The 24,599-nt window shown below is 73.2% G+C and carries 25 protein-coding genes and 1 riboswitch; of the genes, 10 read left to right on the top strand and 15 right to left on the bottom strand.

Going from position 1 to position 24,599, the window contains the following annotated elements:
* Positions 1-23: 23 nt before the first annotated feature.
* Positions 24-1,466, bottom strand: a complete 1,443-nt coding sequence (gene gndA / locus KSK32_RS04465) for an NADP-dependent phosphogluconate dehydrogenase (RefSeq protein WP_216928731.1) — start codon at positions 1,464-1,466, stop codon at positions 24-26.
* 225 nt (positions 1,467-1,691) lie between these two features.
* Positions 1,692-2,132 carry a hypothetical protein gene (locus KSK32_RS04460; protein ID WP_216928729.1) on the bottom strand — a complete coding sequence of 147 codons (441 nt, stop codon included), beginning with the start codon at positions 2,130-2,132 and terminating at the stop codon, positions 1,692-1,694.
* A 347-nt stretch (positions 2,133-2,479) separates the two neighbouring features.
* On the opposite strand from KSK32_RS04460, the gene KSK32_RS04455 reads away from it, so the two are divergent.
* Positions 2,480-2,749 carry a hypothetical protein gene (locus tag KSK32_RS04455; RefSeq protein ID WP_216928727.1) on the top strand — a complete coding sequence of 90 codons (270 nt, stop codon included), beginning with the start codon at positions 2,480-2,482 and terminating at the stop codon, positions 2,747-2,749.
* A 266-nt stretch (positions 2,750-3,015) separates the two neighbouring features.
* Here the strand turns inward: KSK32_RS04455 and KSK32_RS04450 are convergent, their stop codons facing one another.
* The 3 genes from KSK32_RS04450 to KSK32_RS04440 all read right to left on the bottom strand — a co-directional run bounded on the left by KSK32_RS04450 (position 3,016) and on the right by KSK32_RS04440 (position 6,030).
* Positions 3,016-3,816, bottom strand: coding sequence for an energy-coupling factor transporter transmembrane protein EcfT (locus tag KSK32_RS04450; protein ID WP_216928725.1), 801 nt, complete (start codon positions 3,814-3,816; stop codon positions 3,016-3,018).
* A complete protein-coding gene (locus tag KSK32_RS04445) occupies positions 3,813-5,318 on the bottom strand; it encodes an ABC transporter ATP-binding protein (protein ID WP_289256494.1) in 1,506 nt (501 codons plus the stop codon). The genes KSK32_RS04450 and KSK32_RS04445 overlap by 4 nt, the downstream gene beginning before the upstream one ends.
* A gap of 121 nt (positions 5,319-5,439) precedes the next feature.
* Positions 5,440-6,030, bottom strand: coding sequence for an ECF transporter S component (locus KSK32_RS04440; protein ID WP_216928722.1), 591 nt, complete (start codon positions 6,028-6,030; stop codon positions 5,440-5,442).
* Between the two features lie 75 nt (positions 6,031-6,105).
* Positions 6,106-6,212, bottom strand: a riboswitch (TPP riboswitch).
* A gap of 76 nt (positions 6,213-6,288) precedes the next feature.
* Here KSK32_RS04440 and KSK32_RS04435 point away from each other — a divergent pair.
* The 4 genes from KSK32_RS04435 (at position 6,289) to KSK32_RS04420 (ending at position 10,549) form a co-directional block, all read left to right on the top strand.
* Positions 6,289-7,125, top strand: coding sequence for an alpha/beta fold hydrolase (locus KSK32_RS04435; protein ID WP_216928720.1), 837 nt, complete (start codon positions 6,289-6,291; stop codon positions 7,123-7,125).
* Complete coding sequence (locus KSK32_RS04430; RefSeq protein ID WP_216928718.1) at positions 7,122-7,871, top strand: sugar isomerase domain-containing protein; 750 nt, start codon at positions 7,122-7,124, stop codon at positions 7,869-7,871. The genes KSK32_RS04435 and KSK32_RS04430 overlap by 4 nt, the downstream gene beginning before the upstream one ends.
* A 92-nt stretch (positions 7,872-7,963) precedes the next feature.
* On the top strand, positions 7,964-8,467 hold the full coding sequence (locus KSK32_RS04425; RefSeq protein WP_216928716.1) for a DUF6328 family protein: 504 nt from the start codon (positions 7,964-7,966) through the stop codon (positions 8,465-8,467).
* 108 nt (positions 8,468-8,575) lie between these two features.
* A complete protein-coding gene (locus KSK32_RS04420; RefSeq protein WP_216928714.1) occupies positions 8,576-10,549 on the top strand; it encodes an acyl-CoA dehydrogenase family protein in 1,974 nt (657 codons plus the stop codon).
* A 504-nt stretch (positions 10,550-11,053) separates the two neighbouring features.
* Here the strand turns inward: KSK32_RS04420 and KSK32_RS04415 are convergent.
* The 6 genes from KSK32_RS04415 to KSK32_RS04390 form a co-directional block, all read right to left on the bottom strand.
* Positions 11,054-11,659 (bottom strand): hypothetical protein, encoded by a 606-nt coding sequence (locus KSK32_RS04415; protein WP_216928712.1) that lies wholly within the window; start codon positions 11,657-11,659, stop codon positions 11,054-11,056.
* Between the two features lie 52 nt (positions 11,660-11,711).
* Positions 11,712-12,014 carry a metalloregulator ArsR/SmtB family transcription factor gene (locus KSK32_RS04410; protein WP_216928710.1) on the bottom strand — a complete coding sequence of 101 codons (303 nt, stop codon included), beginning with the start codon at positions 12,012-12,014 and terminating at the stop codon, positions 11,712-11,714.
* A gap of 46 nt (positions 12,015-12,060) precedes the next feature.
* Positions 12,061-12,936 carry a metal ABC transporter permease gene (locus KSK32_RS04405; RefSeq protein WP_216928708.1) on the bottom strand — a complete coding sequence of 292 codons (876 nt, stop codon included), beginning with the start codon at positions 12,934-12,936 and terminating at the stop codon, positions 12,061-12,063.
* A gap of 1 nt (position 12,937) precedes the next feature.
* Positions 12,938-13,702 (bottom strand): metal ABC transporter ATP-binding protein, encoded by a 765-nt coding sequence (locus tag KSK32_RS04400; RefSeq protein ID WP_216928706.1) that lies wholly within the window; start codon positions 13,700-13,702, stop codon positions 12,938-12,940.
* The gene (locus tag KSK32_RS04395) at positions 13,699-14,658 is read right to left on the bottom strand and encodes a metal ABC transporter substrate-binding protein (RefSeq protein WP_216928704.1); all 960 of its coding nucleotides are present in this window, start codon (positions 14,656-14,658) and stop codon (positions 13,699-13,701) included. The genes KSK32_RS04400 and KSK32_RS04395 overlap by 4 nt, the downstream gene beginning before the upstream one ends.
* A 77-nt stretch (positions 14,659-14,735) precedes the next feature.
* Positions 14,736-14,999: a DUF6703 family protein gene (locus tag KSK32_RS04390; RefSeq protein WP_216928702.1), complete on the bottom strand. Its 264-nt coding sequence runs from the start codon at positions 14,997-14,999 to the stop codon at positions 14,736-14,738.
* Between the two features lie 27 nt (positions 15,000-15,026).
* Here KSK32_RS04390 and KSK32_RS04385 point away from each other — a divergent pair, with 27 nt between their 5' ends.
* The 3 genes from KSK32_RS04385 to KSK32_RS04375 all read left to right on the top strand — a co-directional run bounded on the left by KSK32_RS04385 (position 15,027) and on the right by KSK32_RS04375 (position 17,429).
* Positions 15,027-15,368: an antibiotic biosynthesis monooxygenase family protein gene (locus KSK32_RS04385; protein WP_216928700.1), complete on the top strand. Its 342-nt coding sequence runs from the start codon at positions 15,027-15,029 to the stop codon at positions 15,366-15,368.
* 94 nt (positions 15,369-15,462) lie between these two features.
* On the top strand, positions 15,463-15,936 hold the full coding sequence (locus KSK32_RS04380; RefSeq protein ID WP_216935797.1) for a hypothetical protein: 474 nt from the start codon (positions 15,463-15,465) through the stop codon (positions 15,934-15,936).
* Between the two features lie 113 nt (positions 15,937-16,049).
* On the top strand, positions 16,050-17,429 hold the full coding sequence (locus tag KSK32_RS04375) for a glycine--tRNA ligase (RefSeq protein WP_216928698.1): 1,380 nt from the start codon (positions 16,050-16,052) through the stop codon (positions 17,427-17,429).
* A 57-nt stretch (positions 17,430-17,486) separates the two neighbouring features.
* Here KSK32_RS04375 and KSK32_RS04370 read toward each other — a convergent pair whose 3' ends face one another.
* Entirely contained in the window at positions 17,487-18,458 is a 972-nt protein-coding gene (locus KSK32_RS04370) for a type IV toxin-antitoxin system AbiEi family antitoxin domain-containing protein (protein ID WP_216928696.1), read from the bottom strand.
* Positions 18,459-18,637: 179 nt separating this feature from the next.
* Here KSK32_RS04370 and dusB point away from each other — a divergent pair, with 179 nt between their 5' ends.
* Complete coding sequence (gene dusB / locus KSK32_RS04365) at positions 18,638-19,801, top strand: tRNA dihydrouridine synthase DusB (protein WP_216928694.1); 1,164 nt, start codon at positions 18,638-18,640, stop codon at positions 19,799-19,801.
* A 4-nt stretch (positions 19,802-19,805) separates the two neighbouring features.
* Here the strand turns inward: dusB and KSK32_RS04360 are convergent, their stop codons facing one another.
* A complete protein-coding gene (locus KSK32_RS04360; protein ID WP_216928692.1) occupies positions 19,806-20,450 on the bottom strand; it encodes a DUF998 domain-containing protein in 645 nt (214 codons plus the stop codon).
* Between the two features lie 156 nt (positions 20,451-20,606).
* Here KSK32_RS04360 and KSK32_RS04355 point away from each other — a divergent pair, with 156 nt between their 5' ends.
* Entirely contained in the window at positions 20,607-21,269 is a 663-nt protein-coding gene (locus KSK32_RS04355) for a TetR/AcrR family transcriptional regulator (RefSeq protein WP_216928690.1), read from the top strand.
* A gap of 61 nt (positions 21,270-21,330) precedes the next feature.
* On the opposite strand, the gene KSK32_RS04350 is transcribed toward KSK32_RS04355, so the two are convergent.
* Both KSK32_RS04350 and KSK32_RS04345 read right to left on the bottom strand, forming a co-directional pair.
* Positions 21,331-21,984, bottom strand: a complete 654-nt coding sequence (locus KSK32_RS04350) for a C39 family peptidase (RefSeq protein ID WP_216927935.1) — start codon at positions 21,982-21,984, stop codon at positions 21,331-21,333.
* Between the two features lie 455 nt (positions 21,985-22,439).
* Complete coding sequence (locus KSK32_RS04345; protein ID WP_289256493.1) at positions 22,440-24,356, bottom strand: beta-N-acetylhexosaminidase; 1,917 nt, start codon at positions 24,354-24,356, stop codon at positions 22,440-22,442.
* Between the last annotated feature and the right edge of the window lie 243 nt (positions 24,357-24,599).

The raw sequence follows: 24,599 nt of genomic DNA, 5'->3' as shown, positions 1-24,599 counted from the left end.
GATGCGGCCCACGTCGGTGCGGCTCACGCCTCCACTTCGGAGCGGTCGCCCGCCCAGAGTGTGTGGAACGAGCCGTCCCGGTCCACCCGGTGGTAGGTGTGCGCGCCGAAGTTGTCCCGCAGACCCTGGATCAGCGCGGCCGGCAGCCGCTGCGCCCGCAGCGCGTCGAAGTAGGCCAGCGACGACCCGAAGGCCGGGGCCGGCACGCCCGCCCGGGCCGCGTCGGCCACCACCCGTCGCCAGGCCGGTACGCCGTCGCTGATCCGCTCGGCGAACCAGGGCGCGACGAGCAGCGTCGACAGGTCCGGCTCCGCGTCGTACGCCTCACGGATCCGGTCCAGGAAACCGGCCCGGATGATGCAGCCGCCCCGCCAGATGGTGGCCGTACCGCCCAGGTCGATGTCCCAGTCGTACTCCCGGCTGCCGGCCCGGATGTGGTCGAAGCCCTGCGCGTACGCGACGATCTTGCTGGCCAGCAGCGCGCGGCGCACGTCCTCGACGAACGTATCCCGGTCGTCCACCTGCCACTTCTCGCCCGCGTCGCCGAACACGCGGCGGGCGGCCGCACGCTGGTCGGCGTGCCCGGACAGCGACCGGGCGAACGTGGCCTCGGCGATGCCGGTGATCGGGATGCCGAGGTCCAGCGCGCTCTGCACGGTCCAGCGGCCGGTGCCCTTCTGCTCGGCCTGGTCGAGCACGATGTCCACGAACGCCTGCCCGGTGGCCGCGTCGGTGTGGCCGAGCACGTCGGCGGTGATCTCGATGAGGAACGACCCCAGTTCGCCGCCGTTCCACTCCCGGAAGATCTCCGCGATCTCCGCCGGGCTCGCCGACAGCCCGGCCCGCAACAGGTCGTACGCCTCGGCGATGAGCTGCATGTCGGCGTACTCGATGCCGTTGTGCACCATCTTCACGAAGTGGCCCGCGCCGTCCGGCCCGATGTGCCGGCAGCAGGGCTCACCGTCCACCTGCGCGGCGATCTTCTCGAAGATCGGTCCCAGCTTGCGGTACGACTCGGCCGACCCGCCCGGCATGATGCTCGGGCCGAGAAGCGCGCCCTCCTCGCCGCCGGACACGCCGGTGCCGACGAAGTGCAGCCCGTGCGCGCGCAGCGCCTCCTCCCGGCGGCGGGTGTCGGCGAAGTGCGCGTTGCCGCAGTCGACGACGATGTCCCCCTCCTGCAGCAGCGGGATCAGCTCGTCGATCACCGCATCGGTCGGCGCGCCGGCCTTCACCATCACGATCACCGCGCGGGGCCGCTCCAGCGAGCCGACGAAGTCCGCGAGCGACTCCGACGGCACGAACGTGCCCTCGTCGCCGTGCTCGGCGACGAGGCTGCGGGTACGTTCCGGCGACCGGTTGTGCACCGCCACGGCGAACCCGTTGCGGGCCAGGTTCCGGGCCAGGTTGCGGCCCATCACCGCCAGACCGGTGACCCCGATCTGCGCCGTCGCCTGCTCTGCCATGCGTACCGCCACCTCTCGTCAGTGCTGCCGTGCTGCGACCGTATCGCGATCGGCCGAACAGCGGACGGGGTCGTGGACGGGCGGTGAGGTCCCGGTGGCTCCGGGTGCGCGTCCGGTGCCCCCGACCCCGGCGGTCCCGTCGCAGCGGTCCGGCAACCGATCAAGGGTGCTGCCGCCGGCCGCCCCTGATCGGGTTCGCGGCCCGCCTGACGAACGCCGGCGTGGTCACTCGAAGGTGGCGGCAGTACCGGTCCGGCCGGATATCTCCCCGACGATGCGTGGATCCACGGACGCGGGGTCGCAGACGACGAGATCCTCCGGCGCGTGCACACCCGCGCTGCTCTCGGGATGCCACACGACCACGCCGCCGACCGGCAGGAAGTCGACCACCTGACCGTAGGGGTGCCGAGTCCTTTCCCCACTGTCGGCTGAGGCGGGCATCCGTACGATCATTCCCAGTCGTAGCCATGGCGGCCGGTCCACCAGAAGCGAGACGTCAGCCGGACCGGATCCGTAGATGCGGGCAGCGGCGTCCTGGGCCATCCGGCCGAGTTCCGCCGAGCGCCGGGTGGTACCCGCGTCGACCGGGCCGTCCGGCCCCGCGAGCACGAGGCGCATGGAACGGTCCGGGTTGAAATGAACGTGCCCGGTGATGGTGCGTGCCACCGCTCGCCCTCCTCATGCGCCAACGCCGGTGTGTCCCGGACCCCGGGCGGCCCCGCCACACACCGGTCATCAACTGTAGGTCGGTCGGGGCCGGTGGGTGGCAGTGCGTCCCTCGCGTCAATTCGGGTGCGGGGCGCTCCGGTCGCGGGATAGCGTGACGGCATGCGTAAGTGACGCCCCATCTCGAGCCCGGTCCACTGCCGCCAGTGCCGTGGACCCGTCCTGCTCCGGGCGTCCGCATCCCTTCCTCGCCACCGTCGGTAGCGGTGTCTGTCGTGATCGGAACGCACCGGAGCCCTCGCTCGGCGCGTCCCGATCGGCGCGCCCGTACGACAGGAGGCCCGCGAATGCCAGCGAAGCGCAATCCGAAGAAGTCCCGTAAGCAGCCCGCGCCGCAGGTGACCGCGCCGAACCTCGACGTGCCCACGGCGACGCCGCCCGCGGTGGTGCTTTCCACCGAGCCCGGGTCGCCGGTCGGCTCCCCGGAGATCGCGGTCCCGCCCGGCGCGTCCACGACGCCGCCCCGGTCCGGTCCACCGGCCGGACGGCAGCCTCGGGTGACCGGGCGTAGTCAGCGGGCCGGCCAGACCCGGTTCTACGCCTTCCGCCGCAGCTGACCGACAGCCCGATCCCTGCCGTTGCTCGCCAGGCGGGCCCCTCACCCCGGGGCCTGCCCCGGCGGGCGCCACCCGCTCCTTCCCACCGCGGCCCAGCCCTGCACCTTCCGCGGTCCGGTGACAGAGCTCAGGCGCGCCCGCCAAGATCTCGCCCGGTCGTGGTTGACCATGAAGTTGGCGGCGACAAAACGGGCACTCTTTGCCGTCAACTTCATGATCAACGGGGCGAGGGTGGGTGGGCGCTGGGCGGGCGGGGGTGGGCCGGGTCAGCCGATCAAGGGGCGGAAGGTGCCCAGGGCGATGCTTGTCGCCAAGGCGGCTCCGGCCAGGAGGGCGGCTCCGGCGACCAGCAGGGTGTCCGCGAGGGTGAAGCGTTGTGGACGGGCGACCGTGCGCGGGGTGCCCGCGTCGAAGCCCCGGGCGTCCATCGCCACGGCCAGCCGGGTACCCCGCCGGATCGCGCCCACCAGCAGCGTGAACGCGGTGGACGCGAACAGCCGCAGCTTCGCCACCGGGTTGCGGCCGGCGTCCACGCCGCGGGCCCGGCGGGCCATGCTGATCATCCGCCACTCCTGTTCCAGCAGCGGCACCATCCGGAACGCGGCCAGCGCCCCGACGGCGAACCGGGCGGGCGCCTTCGCGTTCTGGATCAGCGCGTCGGCCAGGTCGGTCGGGTCGGTGGTGGCGAACACGACGATGCCGGGCAGGGCCACCGCGACCATCCGCAGCACCAGACCAAGCGCCGTGACGAGGACGCCTTCGGTGACCAGGACCGGCCCGGCCTGGAGCAGCACCGGGCCGGAGCGGTCGGCCGCGAAGAGCACCAGCGTGACGAGGATGCCGACGGCGCCGGCCAGCAGCGGCCAGGCCCGCCGGGCCAGCACCCGGTAGCGGACACCGAACAGCGGCAGCACCGCGAGTTCGACGGCGATGGCGATGGCCGGGGCCACCGGGTCGAGCGTCGCCACCAGGATCACTGTGAAGACCAGCGCGGCGGCCAGCTTCGCCACCGGGTTGCGGCGGGCCAGCGGCGCGCCGGGCGCGGCGACCGGTTCGAGGTCGATCACGGCGCACGTCCGGCAGCCGGACCGTCGTCGCCCGAGCGCTCGGCACCGGCCGAGGGCCGCCCACCGGGGGAATGCTCCGCGTCCGACGGTGACCGGTGCAGGGTGAGCGTGCGGTCGGCCAGCGCGGCGACGAAGTCCTCGTCGTGGGTCACCGCTACCACGCCGTGGCCGGCGTCGCGCAGCTCGGCGAGCAGGTCGACGAGCTCCAGCCAGGTGCGCCGGTCCTGGCCGAACGTGGGCTCGTCGCAGATCAGCAGGCGGGGCGCGGTGGCGAGCGCCGTCGCCACGCTCAGCCGCCGCGCCTCGCCGCCGGAGAGGGTGTACGGGTTGGCGCCGCCCAGCTTGTCCAGTCGCAGCCGGTCCAGCAACCCGTCGACGGTGGCGGCCACCGCCGGCTCGGGCTGACCGGTCCGGCGGGGGCCGAGCGCCAGCTCGTCGCGGACCGTGGCGGTGACGAACTGGTGCTCCGGATCCTGGAACACCGAGCCGATCCGGCGGACCAGCGCGGGTGCCCGCCAGCGGTGCGGGGGAGTGCGGGCGTCCCGCCCGGCGAGTTCGGCCGACGCGGTCACGGTGCCGGTACCGGGCTTCAGCAGGCCGCCCAGGAGCAGCGCCAGCGTGGACTTGCCGGCCCCGTTCGGGCCGAGGACGGCGAGCGCCTCGCCGGCGCGTACCCGGAGGTCGGTGGGGGCCAGCCGGGGTGGGAGGCCGAGCCGGTCGGCGGTGAGCAGCACGTCGCCGGCTGGCGCGGTGGCGTGCCGGGGCGGCGCGACGTGGCCGGGTACCCAGACCCCGGCGGCGGCCAGCGCGTCGCCGTGCGCGGCGAAGACCGTCTCGGGCGGCCCGTCGGCGTGGACCCCGCCGCCGGGTTCGAGCACCACGACGCGGTCGACCAGCGGCAGCGCCTCGGTGACCCGGTGCTCGACCAGGACCATCGTGGTGTCCGGGTCGAGCGCGTTCGCGACGGCCCGGCGGATCAGGGTGGCGCCGGCCGGGTCGAGGTTCGCGGTGGGCTCGTCGAGCAGCAGCAGCCCGGGGCGCAGCGCGAGCGTGCCGGCCAGCGCCAGTCTCTGCTGCTCGCCGCCGCTGAGCGCGGCGGTCGGGCGGTCCCTGTCGTACGGGAAGCCGACCCGGCGCAGCGCCTCCTCGACGCGGGTCCAGATCTCGTCGGCGGGTACGCCGCGGTTCTCCAGCCCGAACGCCACGTCGTCGCCGGAGCGGGCCATGACGAGCTGGGTCTGCGGATCCTGGAACAGGATGCCGACGCGTTCGCGGGCCTTGCGCGGGTCCAGCCCGTCGATCTCGACGGTGCCCTCCTGCTCGCCGGAGTCCTCCGGCAGCAGCCCGGCCAGCGCGGCCAGCAGCGTGCTCTTGCCGGCGCCGGAGGGTCCGAGCAGCAGCACCCGCTCGCCGCTCTCCACGCGCAGATCCACCCCGCGCAGAGCCCACCGCCGACGTCCCCCGTGCCGCCACCCGAACCCCCGCAGCACCACCCCGCTCACGAACCACCCACCCCCTCTCCCGGTCTCCCGGCCCAGCCTGCGTGATCAAGGAGTTCGCGTCCGGGAAACCGTGCCCGGCGGACGCGAACTCCTTGATCACCGGGGCGGGGCGAGGCGAGCCTCAGACCAGGGCGCGGTCGCGGCCGGCGGGGAAGCGGTCCAGGACGCCGGTGTTCGCCAGCGCGCGGGTGAGGGCCACCGCGCCCAGGCCGGCCACCAGCAGGCAACTGAGCACACCGAAGGCGATGTACGGCAGCCGGAAGGTCGTCCAGCTCGTGGCCGGGTACCAGTAGAGGACGTCGAACACGGTGGCGAAGAGGCCGCCCGCCGCCCCGGCCAGCGCCGCCGTGACCGGCCGGTAGTTGCGGTACCGGGTGGCCGCGAAGACGCTCTCCACACCCAGGCCCTGCACCGCGCCCTGCAGGATCGCCATCGCGCCGTACGGGGAGCCGAGCAGCACCGAGACGGTCGAGGCGACGGTCTCGGTGAGCAGCGCCGCACCCGGCTTGCGGACGATCAGCGCGCTCAGCACGGCCGGGATGAGCCAGACGCCGTACATGACCGACTGGAGCGGGGCGAAGAAGGCGAACGGCCCGTCGCTGCCCTTCCAGAGGATGTTCCAGAGCTGGAACACGACGCCGAAGGTGACGGCGATGACCGAGGCGACGACGATGTCGACGGTACGCCAGCGGTTGCTGTCGGTGTGGTTCACGGTTGGCTCCCAGTTCGTCGAGGTGAACCAGGAGAAGACGCACGCCGCGCCCGGTGGTCACCGGACGGCGACGCGGCTGGAGGTCGACCGAACTCCCTGCGCTGGCATTACCCAGATCAGGTTCGAGGGTCTGCGGGCACCGGCCCGCACTCTCAGCGCTGTGCGCTCCCCTGTCGGATGTGAAGTTGTCTCGTCGCAGACGCTAGCACCGACCACGGCTCCCGGCCCAGCAGGGCGAGTGTCGGTATGGTGGCGATCATGCTGGTGGATGCGCGGGGACTGACGTTCGAGGTACGCGCCGGCGGCCCCGAGGGCGGTGACCCGGTCCTGCTGCTGCACGGCTTCCCGCAGCACTCCGGCGAGTGGGACGCCGTCACGCCCGCGCTGCACGCCGCCGGGCTGCGCACGTACGCGCTCGACCAGCGCGGCTACTCGCCCGGCGCGCGCCCGGCCGACGTCGGGGCGTACCGGATCCCGGAGCTGGTGGCCGACGCGGCGGCGGTGCTCGACGCCCTCGGGGTGACAGGCGCGCACGTGGTCGGCCACGACTGGGGCGCGATCGTGGCGTGGGGCCTGGCGGCGGCGCACCCGGAGCGGGTCCGGACGCTGACCGCGGTGTCGGTGCCGCACCCGGCCGCCATGGGCCACGCGCTCGCCACCGACCCGCGGCAGAAGGTCAAGTCCGCCTACATCGCGTTGTTCCGCAAGCCCGGTACGGCGGAGAAGGTGCTGCTGGCGTGGCACGGCGCCACGCTGCGCAAGTTGTTGAGCGGCGTGGGCGACGCCGGCACGGTCGCCCGGTACGCCGAGCCGATGCGCGAGCCGGGGGCGTTGACGGCGGCGCTGAACTGGTACCGCGCGATGACCGGGACGGACATGAAGGCGGTCGCCCCGGTCGGGGTGCCCACCACATTCGTGTGGAGCGACAAGGACGTGGCGATCGGCCGGACTGCCGCGCAGGCGTGCGCCGCGCACGTCACCGGTGACTACCGGTTCGTGGTGCTGCCAGGGGTCAGTCACTGGATCCCGGACGAGGCGCCCGGCCCGCTGGCCGAGGCGATCCTCGCCCGGTGCGCAGGAACGGAGGAGGCATGACGGTGAGCGCCGACGCATACCTGACGGTGGTGACCGAGACGATCGGCCGGGTCGCGGCCGAGCAGCGGCGCAACGTGGCCGCCGCGGCCGACCTGATCGCGGCGGCGCTGCAAGCCGACGGTGTGGTGCACGCGTTCGGCACCGGGCACTCCGAGGCGCTGGCCATGGAGATCGCCGGGCGGGCCGGCGGCCTGGTGCCCACCAACCGGATCGCGCTGCGGGACCTGGTGCTGATCGGCGGCGACCCGGCCGACGTGCTCGGCCCGAAGCTGGAACGCGACCCGGCGGTGGCGCACCGCCTCTACGAGCTGGCGCCGATCCGGCCGCAGGACGTCTTCGTGCTGGCCTCGAACTCGGGCGTGAACGGGGCGATGGTCGAGTTCGCGTCCATCGTGAAGGAACGCGGGCACGGGCTGGTGGCGATCACTTCGGCGCAGCACTCGGGCCGGATGACCTCGCGGCACCCGTCCGGCCGGAAGCTCGCGGACTTCGCCGACGTGGTGCTGGACAACGGCGCCCCGTACGGCGACGCCACGCTGCCGCTGCCGGGCGGCGGCGCGGTCGGCGCGGTCTCCTCGATCACCGCGGCGCTGCTCGCCCAGCAGATCGTGGCCGAGGTGGTGGCCCGGCTGGTCGCGGCGGGGCAGCGCCCACCGGTCTATCTGTCCGCGAACATCACCGGCGGCGACGAGCACAACGCCGAGCTGGAGGCACGGTACGCGGGCCGGATCCGCCGCGGTTCCTGAACCGGTTTCGTGATCGCCCGTACGGGGCACAGGCGGTCCTGCCGGTGGGCGTTCACCCACCGGCCGTGCCGTCTTCACCGGAGGTTCACGAGTTGTCCAAGGAATCCGAGAAGCAGCGCTGGCAGCGCAATTTCGCCGACCTGTTGCAGGAGCTGCGGGTCGCGCAGACCGGCGTGCAGATCCTCTTCGCCTTCCTGCTGACGATGCCGTTCAGCAACGCCTTCACCCGGACCACCGACTTCCAGCGCGACGTCTACATCGTGGCGCTGCTGGCCGCTGCCGCCGCAGCCGCGATGATCATCTCGCCGGTCGCGTTCCACCGGGCCCTGTTCCGTCAGGGACGCAAGCCGGAGCTGGTCCGCTTCGCCCACCGGATGGCCTCGGGCGGCCTGTTCTTCATGCTGATCGCGATGGTCAGCGCGGTCCTGCTGGTCACCGACTTCGTGCTGCCCCGGCCGGTCGCGTTCGGGCTCAGCGCGGTCACCGGGATCTGGTTCCTGACCTTCTGGGCGATCCTGCCGTTCAGCCGCCGCAACTGGGGCGAGGACGACATCGACGACGAGGACGACGACCCGCAGACGCTGTCCGGCGACTGACGGTCCGCCAAATCGGACGTGCACGCGACGCTACCCCTGGGTAACACCCGGGGGTAGCGTCGTTTTCGTCGAACGCGTCGACGCAGCCGGACCGACGAGGAGGCAGCCGTGACCACGACACAGAACAGCCGGCCCGAGTCACCAGACGGTGCGGGGCCGCTGCCCACCGAGGCGGGCCAGGTGTCCGAGAAGGAGGCCCGCCAGGTCGCCGAGGCGGCCCGCGAGTCGGCCTGGGACCGGCCCAGCTTCGGCAAGGAACTGTTCCTCGGCCGGTTCCGGCTCGACCTGATCGACCCGTGGCCCCGCCCCGACCCGGCCGAGGTGGCCCGCGCCGACGAGTTCCTCGGCGCGCTGCGCGCGTACCTGACGTCCGAGGTGGACGGCGAGGCGATCGAGCGGGACGCGCGCATCCCCGACGAGGTGTTCCACGGTCTGGCCGGGCTCGGCACGTTCGGCATGAAGATCGACCGGAAGTACGGCGGGCTGGGGCTGAGCAACCTGCACTACTGCCGGGCGCTGATGCTCGTCGGCTCGGTGAACCCGGCGGTCAGCGCGCTGCTCTCGGCGCACCAGTCGATCGGCGTGCCGCAGCCGCTGAAGATGTTCGGCACGCCCGAGCAGAAGGAACGATTCCTGCCCCGGCTCGCCGCCGGTGAGGTCTCCGCGTTCCTGCTCACCGAACCGGACGTCGGCTCGGACCCGGCCCGGCTCGCCACAACCGCCGAGCCGACGGCGGACGGCACCGGCTACCGGCTCAACGGGGTGAAGCTCTGGGCCACCAACGGCACGCTCGCCACGCTGCTGGTGGTGATGGCCCGGGTGCCGGCCGGCGAGGGGCGGCGCGGCGGCATCACCGCGTTCGTGGTGGAGGGCGACAGCGACGGCATCACCGTGGAGCGGCGCAATTCCTTCGTCGGGCTGCGCGGCCTGGAGAACAGCCTCACCCGGTTCCACGACGTGTTCGTGCCCAAGGAGAACGTGATCGGCGGCGAGGGCAAGGGCCTCAAGATCGCGCTGACCACGTTGAACACCGGCCGGCTCTCGCTTCCGGCCATGTGCGTCGGGGCCGGCAAGTGGGCGCTCAACGTGGCCCGCGAGTGGGCGGCCGACCGGGTCCAGTGGGGCCGCCCGGTCGGCGAGCACGAGGCGGTGGCGAAGAAGCTGTCGTTCATCGCCGCCACCACGTACGGCATGGAGTCGATGCTCGACCTGTCCTGCATGCTCGCCGACGACGACCGCAACGACATCCGGATCGAGGCGGCGCTGGTCAAGCTCTACGCCAGCGAGATGGCCTGGCGGATCGCCGACGAGCTGATCCAGATCCGCGGTGGCCGCGGCTACGAGACGGCCGATTCGCTCGCCGCCCGGGGGGAACGCCCGGCCGCCGTCGAGCAGCTCCTGCGCGACCTGCGGATCAACCGGATCTTCGAGGGTTCCACCGAGATCATGCACCTGCTGATCGCCCGCGAGGCGGTCGACGCCCACCTGTCCGTCGCGGGCGACATCATCGACCCCGACGCCGGGCTGGGCCGCAAGGCCAGGGCGGGCGCGCGGGCCGGCGCCTTCTACGCGAAGTGGCTGCCCACGCTCGCCGTCGGCAAGGGGCAGACGCCCAGGGCGTACCAGGAGTTCGGGCCGCTGGCCGGGCACCTGCGCCACGTCGAGCGGACCTCCCGCAAGCTGGCCCGGTCGACGTTCTACGCGATGTCGCGGTGGCAGGGGAAGATGGAGCGCAAGCAGGCGTTCCTCGGCCGGGTGGTGGACATCGGCGCGGAGCTGTTCGCGATGAGCGCGGTCTGCGTCCGGGCCTACGCCGAGCGGGACGCGCACCCGGAGAACGTCGAGCTGGCCGACCTGTTCTGCCGGCAGGCGCGGCTGCGCGTCGACGAGCTGTTCACCGGGCTGTGGTCGAACACCGACTCGGTCGACGTGGCCGCCGCCAAGCGCATCGTCGCCGGCCGGTACGCCTCGGTGGAGGAGGGTGTCGTCACGCCACCCGCCGACCTGCCCTGGGTCGCCCGCTGGGAGCCCGGGCCGTCCACCGAACAGGACGTCCGCCGGCGCATCCCGCCCACCGGCTGACCATCCGCCACTCCCGCGCTCTGCCCGCGCGGCGGTCGTCCCGCCCGGACGGCCGCCGTCCGGATGGCGGTCGTGTGTCGGTGCGTGCCGGGTTCCGGCGCGCTGCGTCCGCGGACGGCACCGCCGGCCGATCCCCGCGAAGCCCGGCGCTCGTCGGCCGCGCCGCACGGTCTCCGTTTCCGAACCGGACGGAGCGGGCCGGGGGCCCCGGTGCCGCCGGAGCGGCGGCACCGGGGCGAGGTCAGCGACCCGAAGCGTGGAGCCATGGCGGCCAGAGGAAGGACACTCTTCTCAGCCTTATGACCCTCGGTCATGAATATGACTGGGAGTCATAAGGGCGGGGAGTGCATCATTCCCCGGGAGCCGGGAGCCGGGAGCCGGGAGCCGGGAGCCGGGAGCCGGGAGCCGGGAGCCGGGAGCCGGGAGCCGGGAGCCGGGAGCCGGGAGCCGGGAGCCGGGAGCCGGGAGCCGGGAGCCGGGAGCCGGGAGCCGGGAGCCGGGATGTCAGCGGCCGCCGCGCAGCCCCAGTTCGCGCAGCTCCAGCGCGGCGAGCGCGTCGACGGTCGCGTCGTCGCCGCGCCGCCACGCCTCGGCGACGTCGGGCGCGATCCGGGTCAGCTTCGACAGCGGCTGACCGGCCAGCGCGCGCAGCGCCAGCAGATCCCGGCCGGCCGGCACGCCGGCCAGGGCCTTCGCCGCGCCGGCCCGGCGCATCCAGCGCAGGCGCAGCGGCAGCCAGCCGAACAGCACCAGGCCGAGCGGGAACACCAGCACCGCGATGGTCAGCCCGAGCGCGAGCTGCCCGACCAGCTCCTGCTGGTCGCGGCCCGCCTCGGCGACCGAGCGGGCGGCCTCGGCGGCCCGGGTGAACGGCGCGGTCAGCTCGTCGCCGACGATCGGCACCCGGCCGACCTTGCCGCCGGCGTCGGCCAGGTTGTCGGCGAGTCCGCCGCCGGCCCCCTCCAGCTTCTGCCCGGGTACGGCGAGCTTCTCGACCAGGTCGTGCAGCCACAGCGCGAAGCGGATCGCCGCGTACACCCAGACGACCACGAGCAGGTCGGTGAGGAGCTGGCGGACGGCGGTGGGAAAACGGTCGGCGTAGATCTTCACGCCGGACAGCGTCCCACGGCACGGGCGCGTCGGCACCTGGCCGATTTCCCGCTCAGTGCGACCCTTCGCCGGCGTGACTGACCGCGTCCGCCACGATGTGCGCGACGTGGTCGTCGACCAGGGCGTACGCGATCTCCCGGCCGCGCCGCGACCCGCGCACCACACCGGCGCCCCGCAGCACCCGCAGGTGCTGGGAGACCAGCGGCTGCGGCGCGCCGAGCTTCTCGACCAGCTCGTGCACGCAGCGTTCCCCCGCGGCCAGCTCGCTCACGATCGCGAGCCGGATCGGGGCCGAGAGCGCGCGCAGCAGGTCGCCCGCACCCTCGAAGGCGTCGTACCCGTTCGTGCCGGTCATCACCCTGTAACGGTAACCAATCCCAGCTGCCTCGGCGGGTAGGGCCTCATCGCAGCAGCATCTCGTGCTCGGCCGGCTCGGTCGGGGGCGTCGCCCGGTCGGCCCGGGTCCGCCGCCGCAGCACCCGCAGACCCGCCGCCGCGAGCGCGACCAGCAGGAACGAGCCGATCGCCACGAGCACCACCGACGCGCCGGGCGCGGTGTCGGCGGTGGCGGCCACCCAGACCCCGGCGCCGGCGGCGAACAGGCCCAGCGTCATGGCCGCCGTCATGGTCGACCGGAAGCCCCGGGTCACCTGCTGCGCGGTGGCCACCGGCACCACCATCAGTGCGCTGATCAGCAGCACCCCGACGGCCCGCATGGCGATGGTCACCGTGACCGCGGTGCCGACCGCGATGAGCAGGTTCAGCGCCCGCACCGGCAGGCCGGACACCCGGGCGTACTCCTCGTCGTGGCACACCGCGAACAACGCCGGGCGCAGCACCAGCATGGTCACCAGCAGCACCACGCCGAGCACGCCGATGGTGATCAGGTCGGTGCGGGAGGTGGTGGTCAGCGACCCGAACAGGTACGCGTTGAGCGACCCGCTGCTGGCGTCGGAGAGCCCGACCAGCATCACGCCACCGGCGATGCCGCCGTAGAACAGCAACGCCAGCGCCAGGTCACCGGAGGTACGCCCGTACGCGCGGACCAGCTCGATCACCACCGCGCCGAGCGTCGCGGCGATCACCGCCACCAGCACGGGGGAGTGGTTGAGCAGCAGTCCCGCGCCGACGCCGGTGAGCGCCACGTGCCCGAGCCCGTCGCCGATCAGCGCCAGCCGGCGCTGCACCAGGTAGATGCCGAGCGCCGGGGCGGCCAGCCCGATGATCAGCGCGCCGACCAGGGCGCGGAGCATGAAGTCGTACTGGAAGAGGTCCATCTCAGATGCCTGTCCAGAGCCGGGCGGGCTCCTCGTCGCAGTGCGGGTGCACGTGCTCGTGGTCCGGGTCGGCGTGGTGGCCGGCCGGTTCGGGCACCGCGCCGTCGTGGGCGATCCCGCCCTGGTGCACCACCACGGCCCGGCTGATCAGCGGGCGCAGCGGGCCCAGCTCGTGCGCGACGAGCAGCACCGTGCCCCCACCCTCGCGGAACGCCCGCAGCGCCCCGGCGAACGCCTCCTGGCTGGCCGCGTCCACCCCGGCTGTCGGCTCGTCCAGCACCAGCAGCTCCGGCCCGCCGGCCAGCGCGCGGGCGATCAGGGTGCGCTGCTGCTGGCCGCCGGAGAGCGTCGACACCGGGTCACCGGCCCGGTCGGCGAGCCCGACCGCGTCCAGCGCCGCCGCCACCGCCACCCGGTCCGCCCGTCCGGCGGGCCGCAGCACGCCCCGGCGGGCCAGCCGCCCGGACGCCACCACCTCGCGCACTGTGGCGGGCACCCCGCTGCCCGCGCCGAGCCGCTGCGGCACGTACCCGATGCGGTGCCACTGCCGGAAGCGGCGCTGCGGCGTGCCGAACAGGGCGACCGACCCGGCGCCGACCGGCACCAGACCGAGCGCGGCGCGCACGAGCGTCGACTTGCCGGAGCCGTTGGCGCCGAGCACCGCGACCACCTCTGAGGCGGTCACTGTCAACGAGACGTCACGCAGCACCGGGCGGCCGTCGTAGCCGACGGTGGCGTGCACGATCTCGATCACGGGTGGGGTCATGAACAGTCCAGGGCGGTTCGCAGGGTCTGCAGGTTGGTACGCATCGCGGAGAGGTAGTCGCCGTCGGCGGGCGGGCCCTCCAGCGGGTCCAGGACGGCCGTCTTCGCCCCGACCTCACGCGCGATGGTCTCGGCGACCTTCGGGCTGACCAGCGTCTCGAAGAAGATCGTGCCGGCCTGGTGTTCCCGGGCCTCCTCGGCGACCTCGGCGAGCCGCTTCGGAGACGGCTCGGCCTCCGGGGTGAGCCCGCTGATGCCGATCTGCTCCAGCTTGTAGCGCTCGGTCAGGTAGCCGAACGCGGTGTGGCTGGTGACGATCTCCCGGCGCTGGCAGGTGCGCAGGCCGTCGGCGTACTCGGTGTCCAGCTTCGTCAGCTCGGTTCGCAGCGCGCCGGCCCTCGCGGTGTAGTCGGCGGCGTGGTCCGGGTCGGCCTTGCCCAGGCGTTCGGCGAGCTTGTCGCCGATCGTGGCCAGCCGGGTCGGGTCGAGCCAGACGTGCGGATCCTTGCCGCCGCCCTCCTCGGCGTGCCCGGCCTCGCCCTCGCCCTCGCCCTCGTGGTCGTGGTCGTGGCCACCGGCGGCGGCGTCCCGCAGCGGCGTCACGCCCGCCACGTCGAACGCGCGGTCGCCGCCGTTCTGCTCCACCGCCTCGTCCACCGCCGGCTGGAAGCCGCTGAGGTAGACGACCAGGTCGGCGTCGACGACCTCGCCGACCTGGCGTGGGTTCAGTTCCAGGTCGTGCGGCTCGGCGCCGGGCTTGGTCAGGTTGCTGACGGCGACCGTGTCGCCGCCGATCCGCTCCGCCAGGAACTGGAGCGGGTAGAACGCGGCCACCACGCCGACCTTGCCCGGCTGGCTTGCGTCGCCTGTGTCATCCGCACAGGCGGTCAGGCCGGCGGCGGCGAGCAGGGCGGTGGCTGCGGCGGTCAGGATGCGGCGGGGTGCACGAACGGTCATGGGCTCAACTGTCCGTGACAACGAAAATTATTGTCAAAAACGCATGATTGCATGTCAGCGCAGGTGAGTTCCGGCTATCAGCCGACCATGAGCTTCGTCAGCGCCACCGCGATCAACAAGGTGAGCATCACCAGCCGGAGCATCCGGGTCGCCGGGGCCTGCACCGGCCAGGTGACCGACATCAGCCAGACCAGCCCGCCGGCCAGCACGAGCAGCAGGACGCCACCCGCCGGGCCGGGCGCGAACAGGCCGACAAGCACCAGGGCCAGCGCGGCCAGGAACACCGCCGTCGGGTTGAGCCGTGCCAACCGGGCCAACCCGGGACTCTGCGTACGCTGCATGCCACAAACTCTACGAGGAGGAACCCCGTGCTGGTCACCAACCGCTTCGTGGTGGAAGCCGAAACGGTGGACGAGTTCACCCGTGCGGCGCACGCCGCGCTGGCCGCGCTCGCCGCCCGCCCCGGCTACCTGCGCGGTGAACTGCTGCGGGCGCTCGACGACCCGGACCACTGGCTCCTGGTCACCGAGTGGGAGTCGGTCGGGGCGTACCGGCGGGCGCTCGGCGGGTTCGACGTCAAGGTCACCGCCGTGCCGCTGCTCGCCCGATCGGTGGACGAGCCGTCGGCGTACGAGACGCTCGCCGGCGCCGCCCCCGACGGTGAGATCGTCGTCGTCGCCAGCGATCGTGCCGCAGGTCCGTACCGCTGAGTGCCGGGGCACTACCCTGGCGCGTATGACCGCTCCCGGACCGGCCGCGCCACCCCCGTCATCCGTTCCGCCCGCGCTGCCGGCGGAACCCGGGGTGCCCGCGCCGCCGCAGGGGCCCGGCGCCGCGCCGCCGTTCGCCGCCCCGCCCACCGAGGGCGGGCGGACCCGGCTCTGGCTCGGCCTCGGCGCGGGCGCGCTCGCCGTGCTGATCTGCTGCGGCGGGGGCGGCACGGCGGTGGTCGGCCTGGCGGTGAGCAACGCCCAGGCGATCGGCGAGCAGGGCCGGGCGGTCACGAACGACTACTACCAGGCGCTCGTGGCCCGGGAGTGGTCCAAGGCGTACGACACGCTCTGCGACGACATCCGCCGACGCGAGCCCCGGCGGGAGTTCGAGCGGCGGGTGGCCACCGAGCCGCAGGTCTCCGGCTACCGGGTGGGCGAGGTCGACCTCACCACGCTCACCGTGCCGGTGGACGTCACGCTCGCCGGCGGCCGGCGGGAGGCGCAGACCGTGACGCTCGCGCCGGACCAGCAGACGGGCGGCGTGGAGGTCTGCGGGGTGAGCTGACCGGCCCCCGGTATTCTGCTGGGCTCGGGACGGACACGGTCGTACCGTTGTCCCGAACAGCCCGGTTCCATCCATCTCGACCGCGCCGACCGCCAGCCGGCGTAGGAGGAAACATGCCAGCCGACCGTATCGACGCCGTCACCAGCCTGGCCAAGCGCCGGGGCTTCGTCTTCCCCTCCAGCGAGATCTACGGGGGCACCCGGTCGGCGTGGGACTACGGTCCGCTCGGCGTCGAGCTGAAGGAGAACGTCCGCCGGCAGTGGTGGCGGACCATGGTGCAGCAGCGCGACGACGTCGTCGGCCTCGACTCGGCGGTCATCCTGGCCCGCAAGGTCTGGGAGGCCAGCGGCCACATCGCCGAGTTCGTCGACCCGCTCACCGAGTGCCAGTCCTGCCACAAGCGGTTCCGAGCCGACCACCTGGAAGAGGCGTACGAGGCCAAGCACGGCAAGCCGCTGACCTCGCTGACGGAACTGAACTGCCTCAACTGCGGCAACAAGGGCACCTTCACCGAGCCGAAGATGTTCAACGGCCTGATGAAGACCTACCTGGGCCCGGTGGAGAGCGACGAGGGCATGCACTACCTGCGCCCGGAGACCGCCCAGGGCATCTTCGTCAACTACAAGAACGTGGAGACGGTCGCCCGGAAGAAGCCGCCGTTCGGCATCGCGCAGACCGGCAAGTCGTTCCGCAACGAGATCACCCCGGGCAACTTCATCTTCCGGACCCGTGAGTTCGAGCAGATGGAGATGGAGTTCTTCGTCGAGCCCGGCACTGACGAGCAGTGGCACGAGTACTGGCTTCAGGAGCGCTGGAACTGGTACCTCGACCTGGGCCTGTCCGAGGAGAACCTGCGCTTCTACGAGCACCCCAAGGAGAAGCTCTCCCACTACTCGAAGCGCACGGTCGACATCGAGTACCGGTTCCGGTTCGGCGGCAGCGAGTTCGCCGAGCTGGAGGGCATCGCCAACCGCACCGACTTCGACCTGTCCACGCACAGCAAGCACTCCGGCGTCGACCTGTCGTACTTCGACCAGGGCAAGGGCGAGCGCTGGGTGCCGTACGTGATCGAGCCGGCCGCCGGCCTCACCCGCGCGGTGCTGGCGTTCCTGCTCGAGGCGTACGACGAGGACGAGGCGCCGAACACCAAGGGCGGCGTGGACAAGCGCACCGTCATGCGCTTCGACCCGCGGCTGGCCCCGGTCAAGGTCGCCGTGCTGCCGCTGTCGCGCAACGAGGCGCTGTCGCCGAAGGCCAAGCAGCTCGCCACCGACCTGCGCAAGCGCTGGGTGGTCGAGTTCGACGACTCGCAGGCGATCGGCCGCCGCTACCGCCGGCAGGACGAGATCGGCACGCCGTTCTGCGTCACTGTCGACTTCGACACGCTCGACGACAACGCCGTCACGGTCCGGAACCGGGACACCATGGCCCAGGAGCGCGTCTCGCTGGACCAGGTCGAGCGCTACCTGATCGAGCGCCTGCCCGGCTGCTGAGCGCGCGTGTAAGGAAGGGCCCCTTCTTAACGCCTCGCGTAGAGAAGGGGCCCCTTCTTAACGCCCGTCGCCGAGGGAGATCGGCTCCGCCCGTATGCCGGTCGCGGCGCCCAGCCCGCGCCGGGCCTCGTACGCGTCCTCCACCGTGCGCCGCACGCGACCCGGCTCCCTGCGGATCTGCGCCGGCGTGAAGTGCAGGATGAGCACTCCGTGCCGGCTCAGCTCGTTGTGCCGGTCCAGCGTCCGCGCCCAGTCGTCCGGGCTGAGGTGGTACTCCCGCGAGTCGACCTCCAGCGCCACCGCGCAGTCGGCGAGGTAGCCGTCCGGCGTCGGCAGCCGGGTGCCGTCGGCCGTCGACAGCCGCGGGTTCCACAGGATCTCGCCGAGCCTGCCGCTGCCGCCCAGGCACTCCCGCAGCTCCGTCTCCGGTGCCGAGCGGACCCCGTCGGTGATCTCCGCGAACGCCTTCCGGATCAGGGCGGTGCGGCTGCGCCGGGCCCGGCGGATCTCCGCGTCCAGGCTGGCCAGGTCGGTGAAGCCGCGCTGCACGGCCTCGGCCACCGTCGCCCGTACCGGCCGTAGCTGGCGCAGGTCGCGGGCGGCGTCCACCACCGCCCGGGCCGGCGAGCACACCGGGTACAGCGCGGTCCGCCGGGCCCGCGGATCAAGCTCCAGGGCCCGCGCGATCACCGCGTGACCGGCCGAGCGGCGTCGCACGTGGTGCGGCAGGATCAGGTGTACGTCAGCGGTGCGCGGGCTGTGCCGGAAGCCGTACCAGATCAGGGCGGCCAGACCGGTGAGTTGCGCGTCGGCGCCCGCGTAGAGCGCCGCCGAGATGCGTCGCTGCTCGTCGGTGAGGGTGCCGGTGACGAGCGCGTACGTCGCCGGCAGGACGCGCTGCCACAGGCCGCGCCGGGTCTGCCGGTACAGGTACATGTCGTCGTGTCCGACGCCGAGAAGCTGCGTCCGGGTGACGATCTGCTGCTGGCGTTCCGCCAGGTCGCTGAGCTCGGGTGGTTGTTCGGGCATGCCCGGCAGCGTGCGCGCTCGAACGATCCACGTTCCGGCCCGTGGGCTCGGCCTGTGGACAGCCGCCCCGGTTGTGGAGAACCTCCGCCGGGCGGGCCGGCTGTGACATGTGCCCTGTTAACAAGGGGCCCCTGCTCTACCGGAGACGTTAAGAAGGGGCCCTTCCTTACACTTGGGCGGTGACTGCGCCGACTCTGCCCGCGTTGACGATCGGGCCGCACCAGGTCTGGCCGCCGGTGGTGCTCGCGCCGATGGCCGGGATCACCAACGTGGGCTTCCGCCGGCTCTGCCGTGAGCAGGGCGGCGGCATCTACGTGTGCGAGATGATCACCACCCGGGCGCTCGTCGAGCGGAACCCGAAGACGCTTCGCATGATCGCCTTCGGTGCCGAGGAGCAGCCCCGCAGCCTCCAGCTCTACGGCACCGACCCGGAGATCACCGCCGCCGCCGTGCGGATCGTGGTCGAGCGCGACCTGGCCGACCACATCGACCTCAACTTCGGCTGCCCGGTGCCCAAGGTGACCCGCCGGGGCGGCGGCTCGGCCCTGCCGTGGCGCCGCCGGCTGTTCGCCCGGCTGGTCAAGGCCGCGGTGGACGCCGCGTCGCCCGCGGGGGTGCCGGTCACCGTGAAGATGCGCAAGGGCATCGACGACGACCACCTGACGTACGTCGAGGCGGGGCTGGCGGCCCAGGACGCGGGCGTCGCGGCGGTCGCCCTGCACGGGCGTACGGCCGCGCAGCGCTACTCCGGCACCGCCGACTGGGACGCGATCGCCACGCTCAAGTCGGCGCTCGACGTGCCGGTGCTCGGCAACGGCGACATCTGGGAGGCCGACGACGCGCTGCGGATGGTCGCGCACACCGGCGTGGACGGCGTGGTGATCGGGCGCGGCTGCCTGGGCCGGCCGTGGCTGTTCGCGGACCTGGAGGCCGCGTTCAACGGGAGCGCCGAGCGGCGACTGCCGAGCCTCGGCGAGGTGGCGGTGACCATGCGCCGGCACGCCGAGCTGCTGGTGGAGCAGTTCGTGGCGGGCGCCCGCAACCCGGCCCGGGGCGAGCGGGACGGCTGCACCGACTTCCGCAAGCACGTCGCCTGGTATCTGAAGGGCTTCCCGATCGGCAGCGAGCTGCGCCGCTCGCTCGCCATGATCGAGAGCCTGGCGCAGCTCGACGACCTGCTCGGCAAGCTGGACCCGGCCGTACCGTTCCCGGTGGAGAACCTCGGCCAGCCGCGCGGCCGCACCAACTCCCCGGGCAAGGTCTTCCTGCCCGACGGCTGGCTGGCCAGCCGCGACGACGACACCCCGCCGGACGGCGCCGAGCTGGACGACTCCGGGGGTTGACCGGTCAGCCTCCGACCGGCCGCAGTGCCTGGCGGGTGGCGAGCCCGAGCCATCCCACCCCGGTGTAGAGGGAGACGCGTTCGAGCAGGCCGCTGGGGGCGCCGGGGAGAACGCCGGCGTAGTCCAGGCCGACCAGCGCGGAGCAGGCGACGAATCCGGCGACCACCACCACCGTGACGCATCGTCCCGCGGTCTGCCATGCCCCGTCGTGGCCCGCTCGCCGCAGGTCGCGGCCCAGAAGCCAACCCGCGGCGGCCAGCGCCCCGACGAGGACCGCCGCGGCGATGTCGTGGCCGGTGCCGTGCCAACTCGGGGCGGCCTTCTCCGCGCCGGCCGGATAGCCCAGGCCCGGGTCCATCGGCAGCGCCGCCGCGGCGAGCAGTCCGAGTCCGGCCGCGGCGACCGTGCGCCAACTCCAGCCGCCGCCGGCCGGCTTCGTCGCCCGGCGCAGGCCGGCGGCGGCGACCACGAGCAGCACGGCGCAGAGCGTGAGCTTGCCGGTGCCGAGCCAGCCCCGGGAGCCGAGGGACAGGTGGCTCACCCAATGGTGGAGCGGGTCGTACCGGGAGCGGGTGAGGGCGTCGGCCAGGTCGACGCCGATGAAGAGGATCGGGGTGAGGGTGGCGGCCAGCCGGGCGGTGGGCGTCACGGGGTCCTCCGCGCGTGAAGAGATCCTGCTGCGAACGGCGTTCGCACGCATCGTCGCATCGAGCGAACGCCGTTCGCAACCCGGCGGCGCCGGCGGTCCCACTAAGCTGGGACACCGTCGCGCGGTCGGACGGCCGACGCCAGGATCGGAGGACCGGTGGGACAGTCGTCGCGGCCGGCGCTGGCCCGGGACGCGATCGTCGCCGCCGCGCTGGATCTGGTCGGCCGTCGGGGCGTCGACGCGGTGAGCATGCGCACGATCGCCGACGCGTTCGGCACCGGGCCCGCGTCCATCTATCGGCACGTCGCCGGCAAGGACGAGCTGTTGGATCTGGCCCTCGACCGCGTCCTGGCGGAGGTGCGCCTACCGGCGGACGGTCGGGACTGGCGCCGCGCGCTGTCCGAGTTGGCTGGCGAGGTCCGCGCCGCACTGCTCCGTCACGGCGACATCGCCTCCATCGCCATGTCCGGGCGGCCGGTCGGCGGCAACTCGGTGCGGATCGCCGAGGCGCTGCTGGCGACCCTGCGTACGGCCGGGTTCCCCGACGACGTGTGCGCCTGGGCGCTGGACCGGCTGTCGTTGTACGTCACCGCAGACGCCCTCGACACGGCCCGCAGACGGCTCAGCGAGCGCGCGGGCGCGGACTCGGTGGCGCGGCACTGGGCGGTCGTCGCGGAGCACTACCGGAACCTGCCGGCCCAGGACTTCCCGCACACCACCGCTATGGGACAGATGTTGTTCCAGGGCGATCCCGACCTCCGGTTCACGCTCGGGTTGGAGGTGTTCCTCGACGGTCTCGCCCCGCGGCGGCGGCGCTGACCGTCGACGCGACCAGGGCCCGACCCCCGGTGGGGTCGGGCCCTGGTCGGTGTTCGGTGGGTCAGGAGGCCGAGTAGCCGCGGGTGGCGATCCAGTCGGCGAGGTTGTCGACGCTCATCCGGTAGGAGGCCGTGTTCGGGTTGGCGCTGTCGGCGATGGTGACGGTGTGGCCGTCGTCCCGGTAGCCGATGACGCTGATGTAGTGACCGCCCTCGAAGGAGTGGGTGTTCCCGTCGGTGTCGACAGCGGTGCCGGCGATGTTGGCGACCACGGCGCGGCCGTCGTCGATGGTGCGGACGATGTCGGCGCGCAGCCTGTCGGTCTGCTTGTCGTCGGCCTTGGGGGTGCTGATCTCGACCGACTTGTAGGCGTCCTTGCGGCCGGTCTCCTTGTTGAGCACCGGGGTGATGTCGTTGATGCTGTTGGTGCCGTTCTCCGTGGTGCCCATCTCGCGGGCCATGGTGTCGACGTCGATGTTCTTGCCCTGCACGCTCAGCGCGTTGCGGGCGGCGGCGGGGCCGCAGTAGTAGAAGTTGGGCTGGGCTTCGTAGCGCACGTCGAGTTCGCGCTCACCGTGACCCTTGCGGTCGGCCACGGCGGCGGCCTTCTCGGCGGGGGCGGCGTGGGCGGCGATCGCCGGGCCGGCGATCCCACCGGCGGTCGCGGCGATGCCGGCGGCGGTCAGAACGGTCTTGCGCAGCAGAGTGGTAGCCATGATCAGTTGCCTCTCTGTCGGGGGTACGCGGCGATGGGGGATGCCGCGAAGAAAGATCGAGTGGCCCGGCATGTGCGTCGGGCCGGTGGTTCGTCGGGCGGCCGGGGGATGGCCCGCTCCGGCAGCTCGGGGATGTAACGACCGGGGCCCCGGGGTCATTCCCGGTGGGGCTGCCCGGCGGTGGGCCGGTTCGACAGGCGCTCCCGGCCTGCTCGGCGGCTCCGCGGATGTAACGACCGGCGTCCCGGCCTGATTCCCGGCCCGCGGGGCGGGCGGTCGGCGGGTGCGGCGCGGTCTGCCATGTACAACGCCGCGCACCTACCCCCGATTCCACCCCGCCGGTGGCCCCGACCACCCGAGATCCGCACATCGACCCCACCGGTGCACCCGCCGACCGGCCCGCCACATCGCCCGATAGCTCCACCCCCCAGGGCCGCCCTCGCCACCCCTGTCGATCAAGGACTTTGTGTCCGCCTGAGGCTGAGGTGCGCCCCCGTGGCGTTTGTGTCCGGTTTGCCGCCGTCAACTTCATGATCGACCGGGTGGGGTGGGCCTGGGGGGTAGGGAGACGTTTGGGTGGGGGTCGGTTGGGTGGGGATCTGGGGCGGGGAGGTGGAGGGCCAGGGGATCTCAGGGGAACGGTGGAAGGTGATGCCGGCCGTCGTCCACCTCGGGCCGTGGGCGGCCAGCCGGCTGCGGAACCCGGACCAGTCGTGTGTCTCGCGCGGTGACCAGCCGAGTTCGGCGACGGCGGGCAGGCGCGGGAAGAACATGTACTCGACCTCGGCGAGCGTCGTGACCGACTCGGTCCACAGCGGCGCCTCCACACCCAGCACCGCCTCGGCTGGTACGCCCCGCACGTGGCTGCCCGGATCCCACTCGTACGCCCGGCGTACGTCGATCAGACCGGCCCAGTCGTGCCCGATCGGGGTGTCCGGGGCGTACTTCATGTCCAGGTACGCGTGGTTGCCGGGGGAGAGGATCAGCCGGGCGCCCCGACGCACCGCCTCCGCCGTCTCCGGGTCGTCGCCGTTCGTGCCCCACCACTGCAGGACCCGCCCGTCGACGTGCTCGGCCGGGGCGAGCTGGTGCCAGCCGACGACCGTCTTCCCGGTGGCCGCGACCAGCGACTGCGCCCGCACGATGAAGGCGCGGTAGCTCTCGGCGGGCACCTTGAACGCCTCGTCGCCGCCGAGGTGCAGCCACGGCCCGGGGGTCAGCGCGGCCACCTCGCCGAGCACGTCGGCGACGAAGGCGTACGTCCGCTCGTCGGCCGGGTCGACGTAGCTGAACCCCACCTCGGTGCCGGTGTACGGCGGCGGCGCGGTCTTGTCGGGGGCCAGTTCGGGGTACGCGACAAGGGCCGCGTTCGTGTGGCCCGGCAGGTCGATCTCCGGCACCACCGTCACGTGGCGGCGGGCCGCGTACGCGACGATCCGGCGGTAGTCGTCCCGGGTGTACCAGCCGCCGGGGCCACCGCCGACCGCGGTGGTCCCGCCGACCTCGGCGAGCCGCGGCCACGAGTCGACGGCGATCCGCCAGCCCTGGTCGTCGGTGAGGTGCAGGTGCAGGTGGTTGAGCTTGTAGCGGGCCAGGTGGTCGACCACCCGCAGCACGTCCTCGACCGCGAAGAAGTGGCGGGCGACGTCGAGCATCGCGCCCCGGTAGGCGAAGCGTGGCCGGTCGACGATCGTGCCGCCGGGCACCGCCCAGCGCGCGGTGACAGCGGTCGGGCTCTCGATCGGCGCGGGTAGCAGCTGCCGCAGCGTCTGCGCGCCGTGGAACAGCCCGGCCGGGGTGACGGCGGTGATCCGGACGCCCCCGCTGGTCACGTCGAGGCGGTAGCCCTCGTCCCCGAGGCGCGCGCCGTCCGGCCCGCCGGAACCGTCGGACTCGACGAGGCCGTCGGGAGCCGCCGGGGACAGCGTGAGCGCCAGCGGGCCGCCCTCGGCGGTGTCGGTGACCGGGAGCGGGAAACCGGTGGCCGGGCGCAGCCAGCCGGCGAGCTGTTCGGCCACGTCCCGCCCGGCGGGGCTGACCCGCAGCACGGCGTCCGCGCCGAGCGTGAAGTCACCGGCCGGGTCCGGGCGTACCTGCTCGGGCGCGGGCACCACGTCGCCCAGCCGGACCGGCGCCGGTCCGGCGAGCGCCCCGGCGGCCCGGCCCTCTGCGGCACGGGCCAGCTCGGCGGCGGGCGCGGCCACCCCGGGCAGGCCGGCGGCGGGCGCCGCCACGCCGGGCTGGCCCGTGGAGGGCGCGGCGAGCGCGCCGGGCGAGGCCGCATCCGGCGGCGGCATGTCACGGGAAGGGCTGGTGGGACGGGTGTCGGACGGCTCCGGCCCGGTCTCCGGGGCCGCGGGGTTGGTCGGCACGGCGACGCTCCGAGGGGTGTATTCGCGCGGTATATGGCAAAGGTCAGGTTCCGCGAGATGCAGTGACGTCAAGAGTACGAGGGGAATCGGAATTGCGTGATCGTGCTCGTGGAAGCGTTCCCAAAAACCCGTACGAACGCGGATTGTGGTGACCGTTGTGCCGAAAGTCACCGAACGCTCCCAGGTTTCGCGAAGTTCGCCTAGCCTTCGGCCCACCGACGCTGACGAGCCGGGATTGCCGGT

The sequence above is a fragment of the Micromonospora sp. WMMB482 genome, assembly GCF_019038635.1.
In the GTDB taxonomy this organism is placed as follows: Bacteria; Actinomycetota; Actinomycetes; order Mycobacteriales; family Micromonosporaceae; genus Micromonospora; species Micromonospora marina.
The sequence above is the reverse complement of the archived record's forward strand: the minus strand, read 5'-3'. Positions and strand labels throughout refer to the sequence as shown.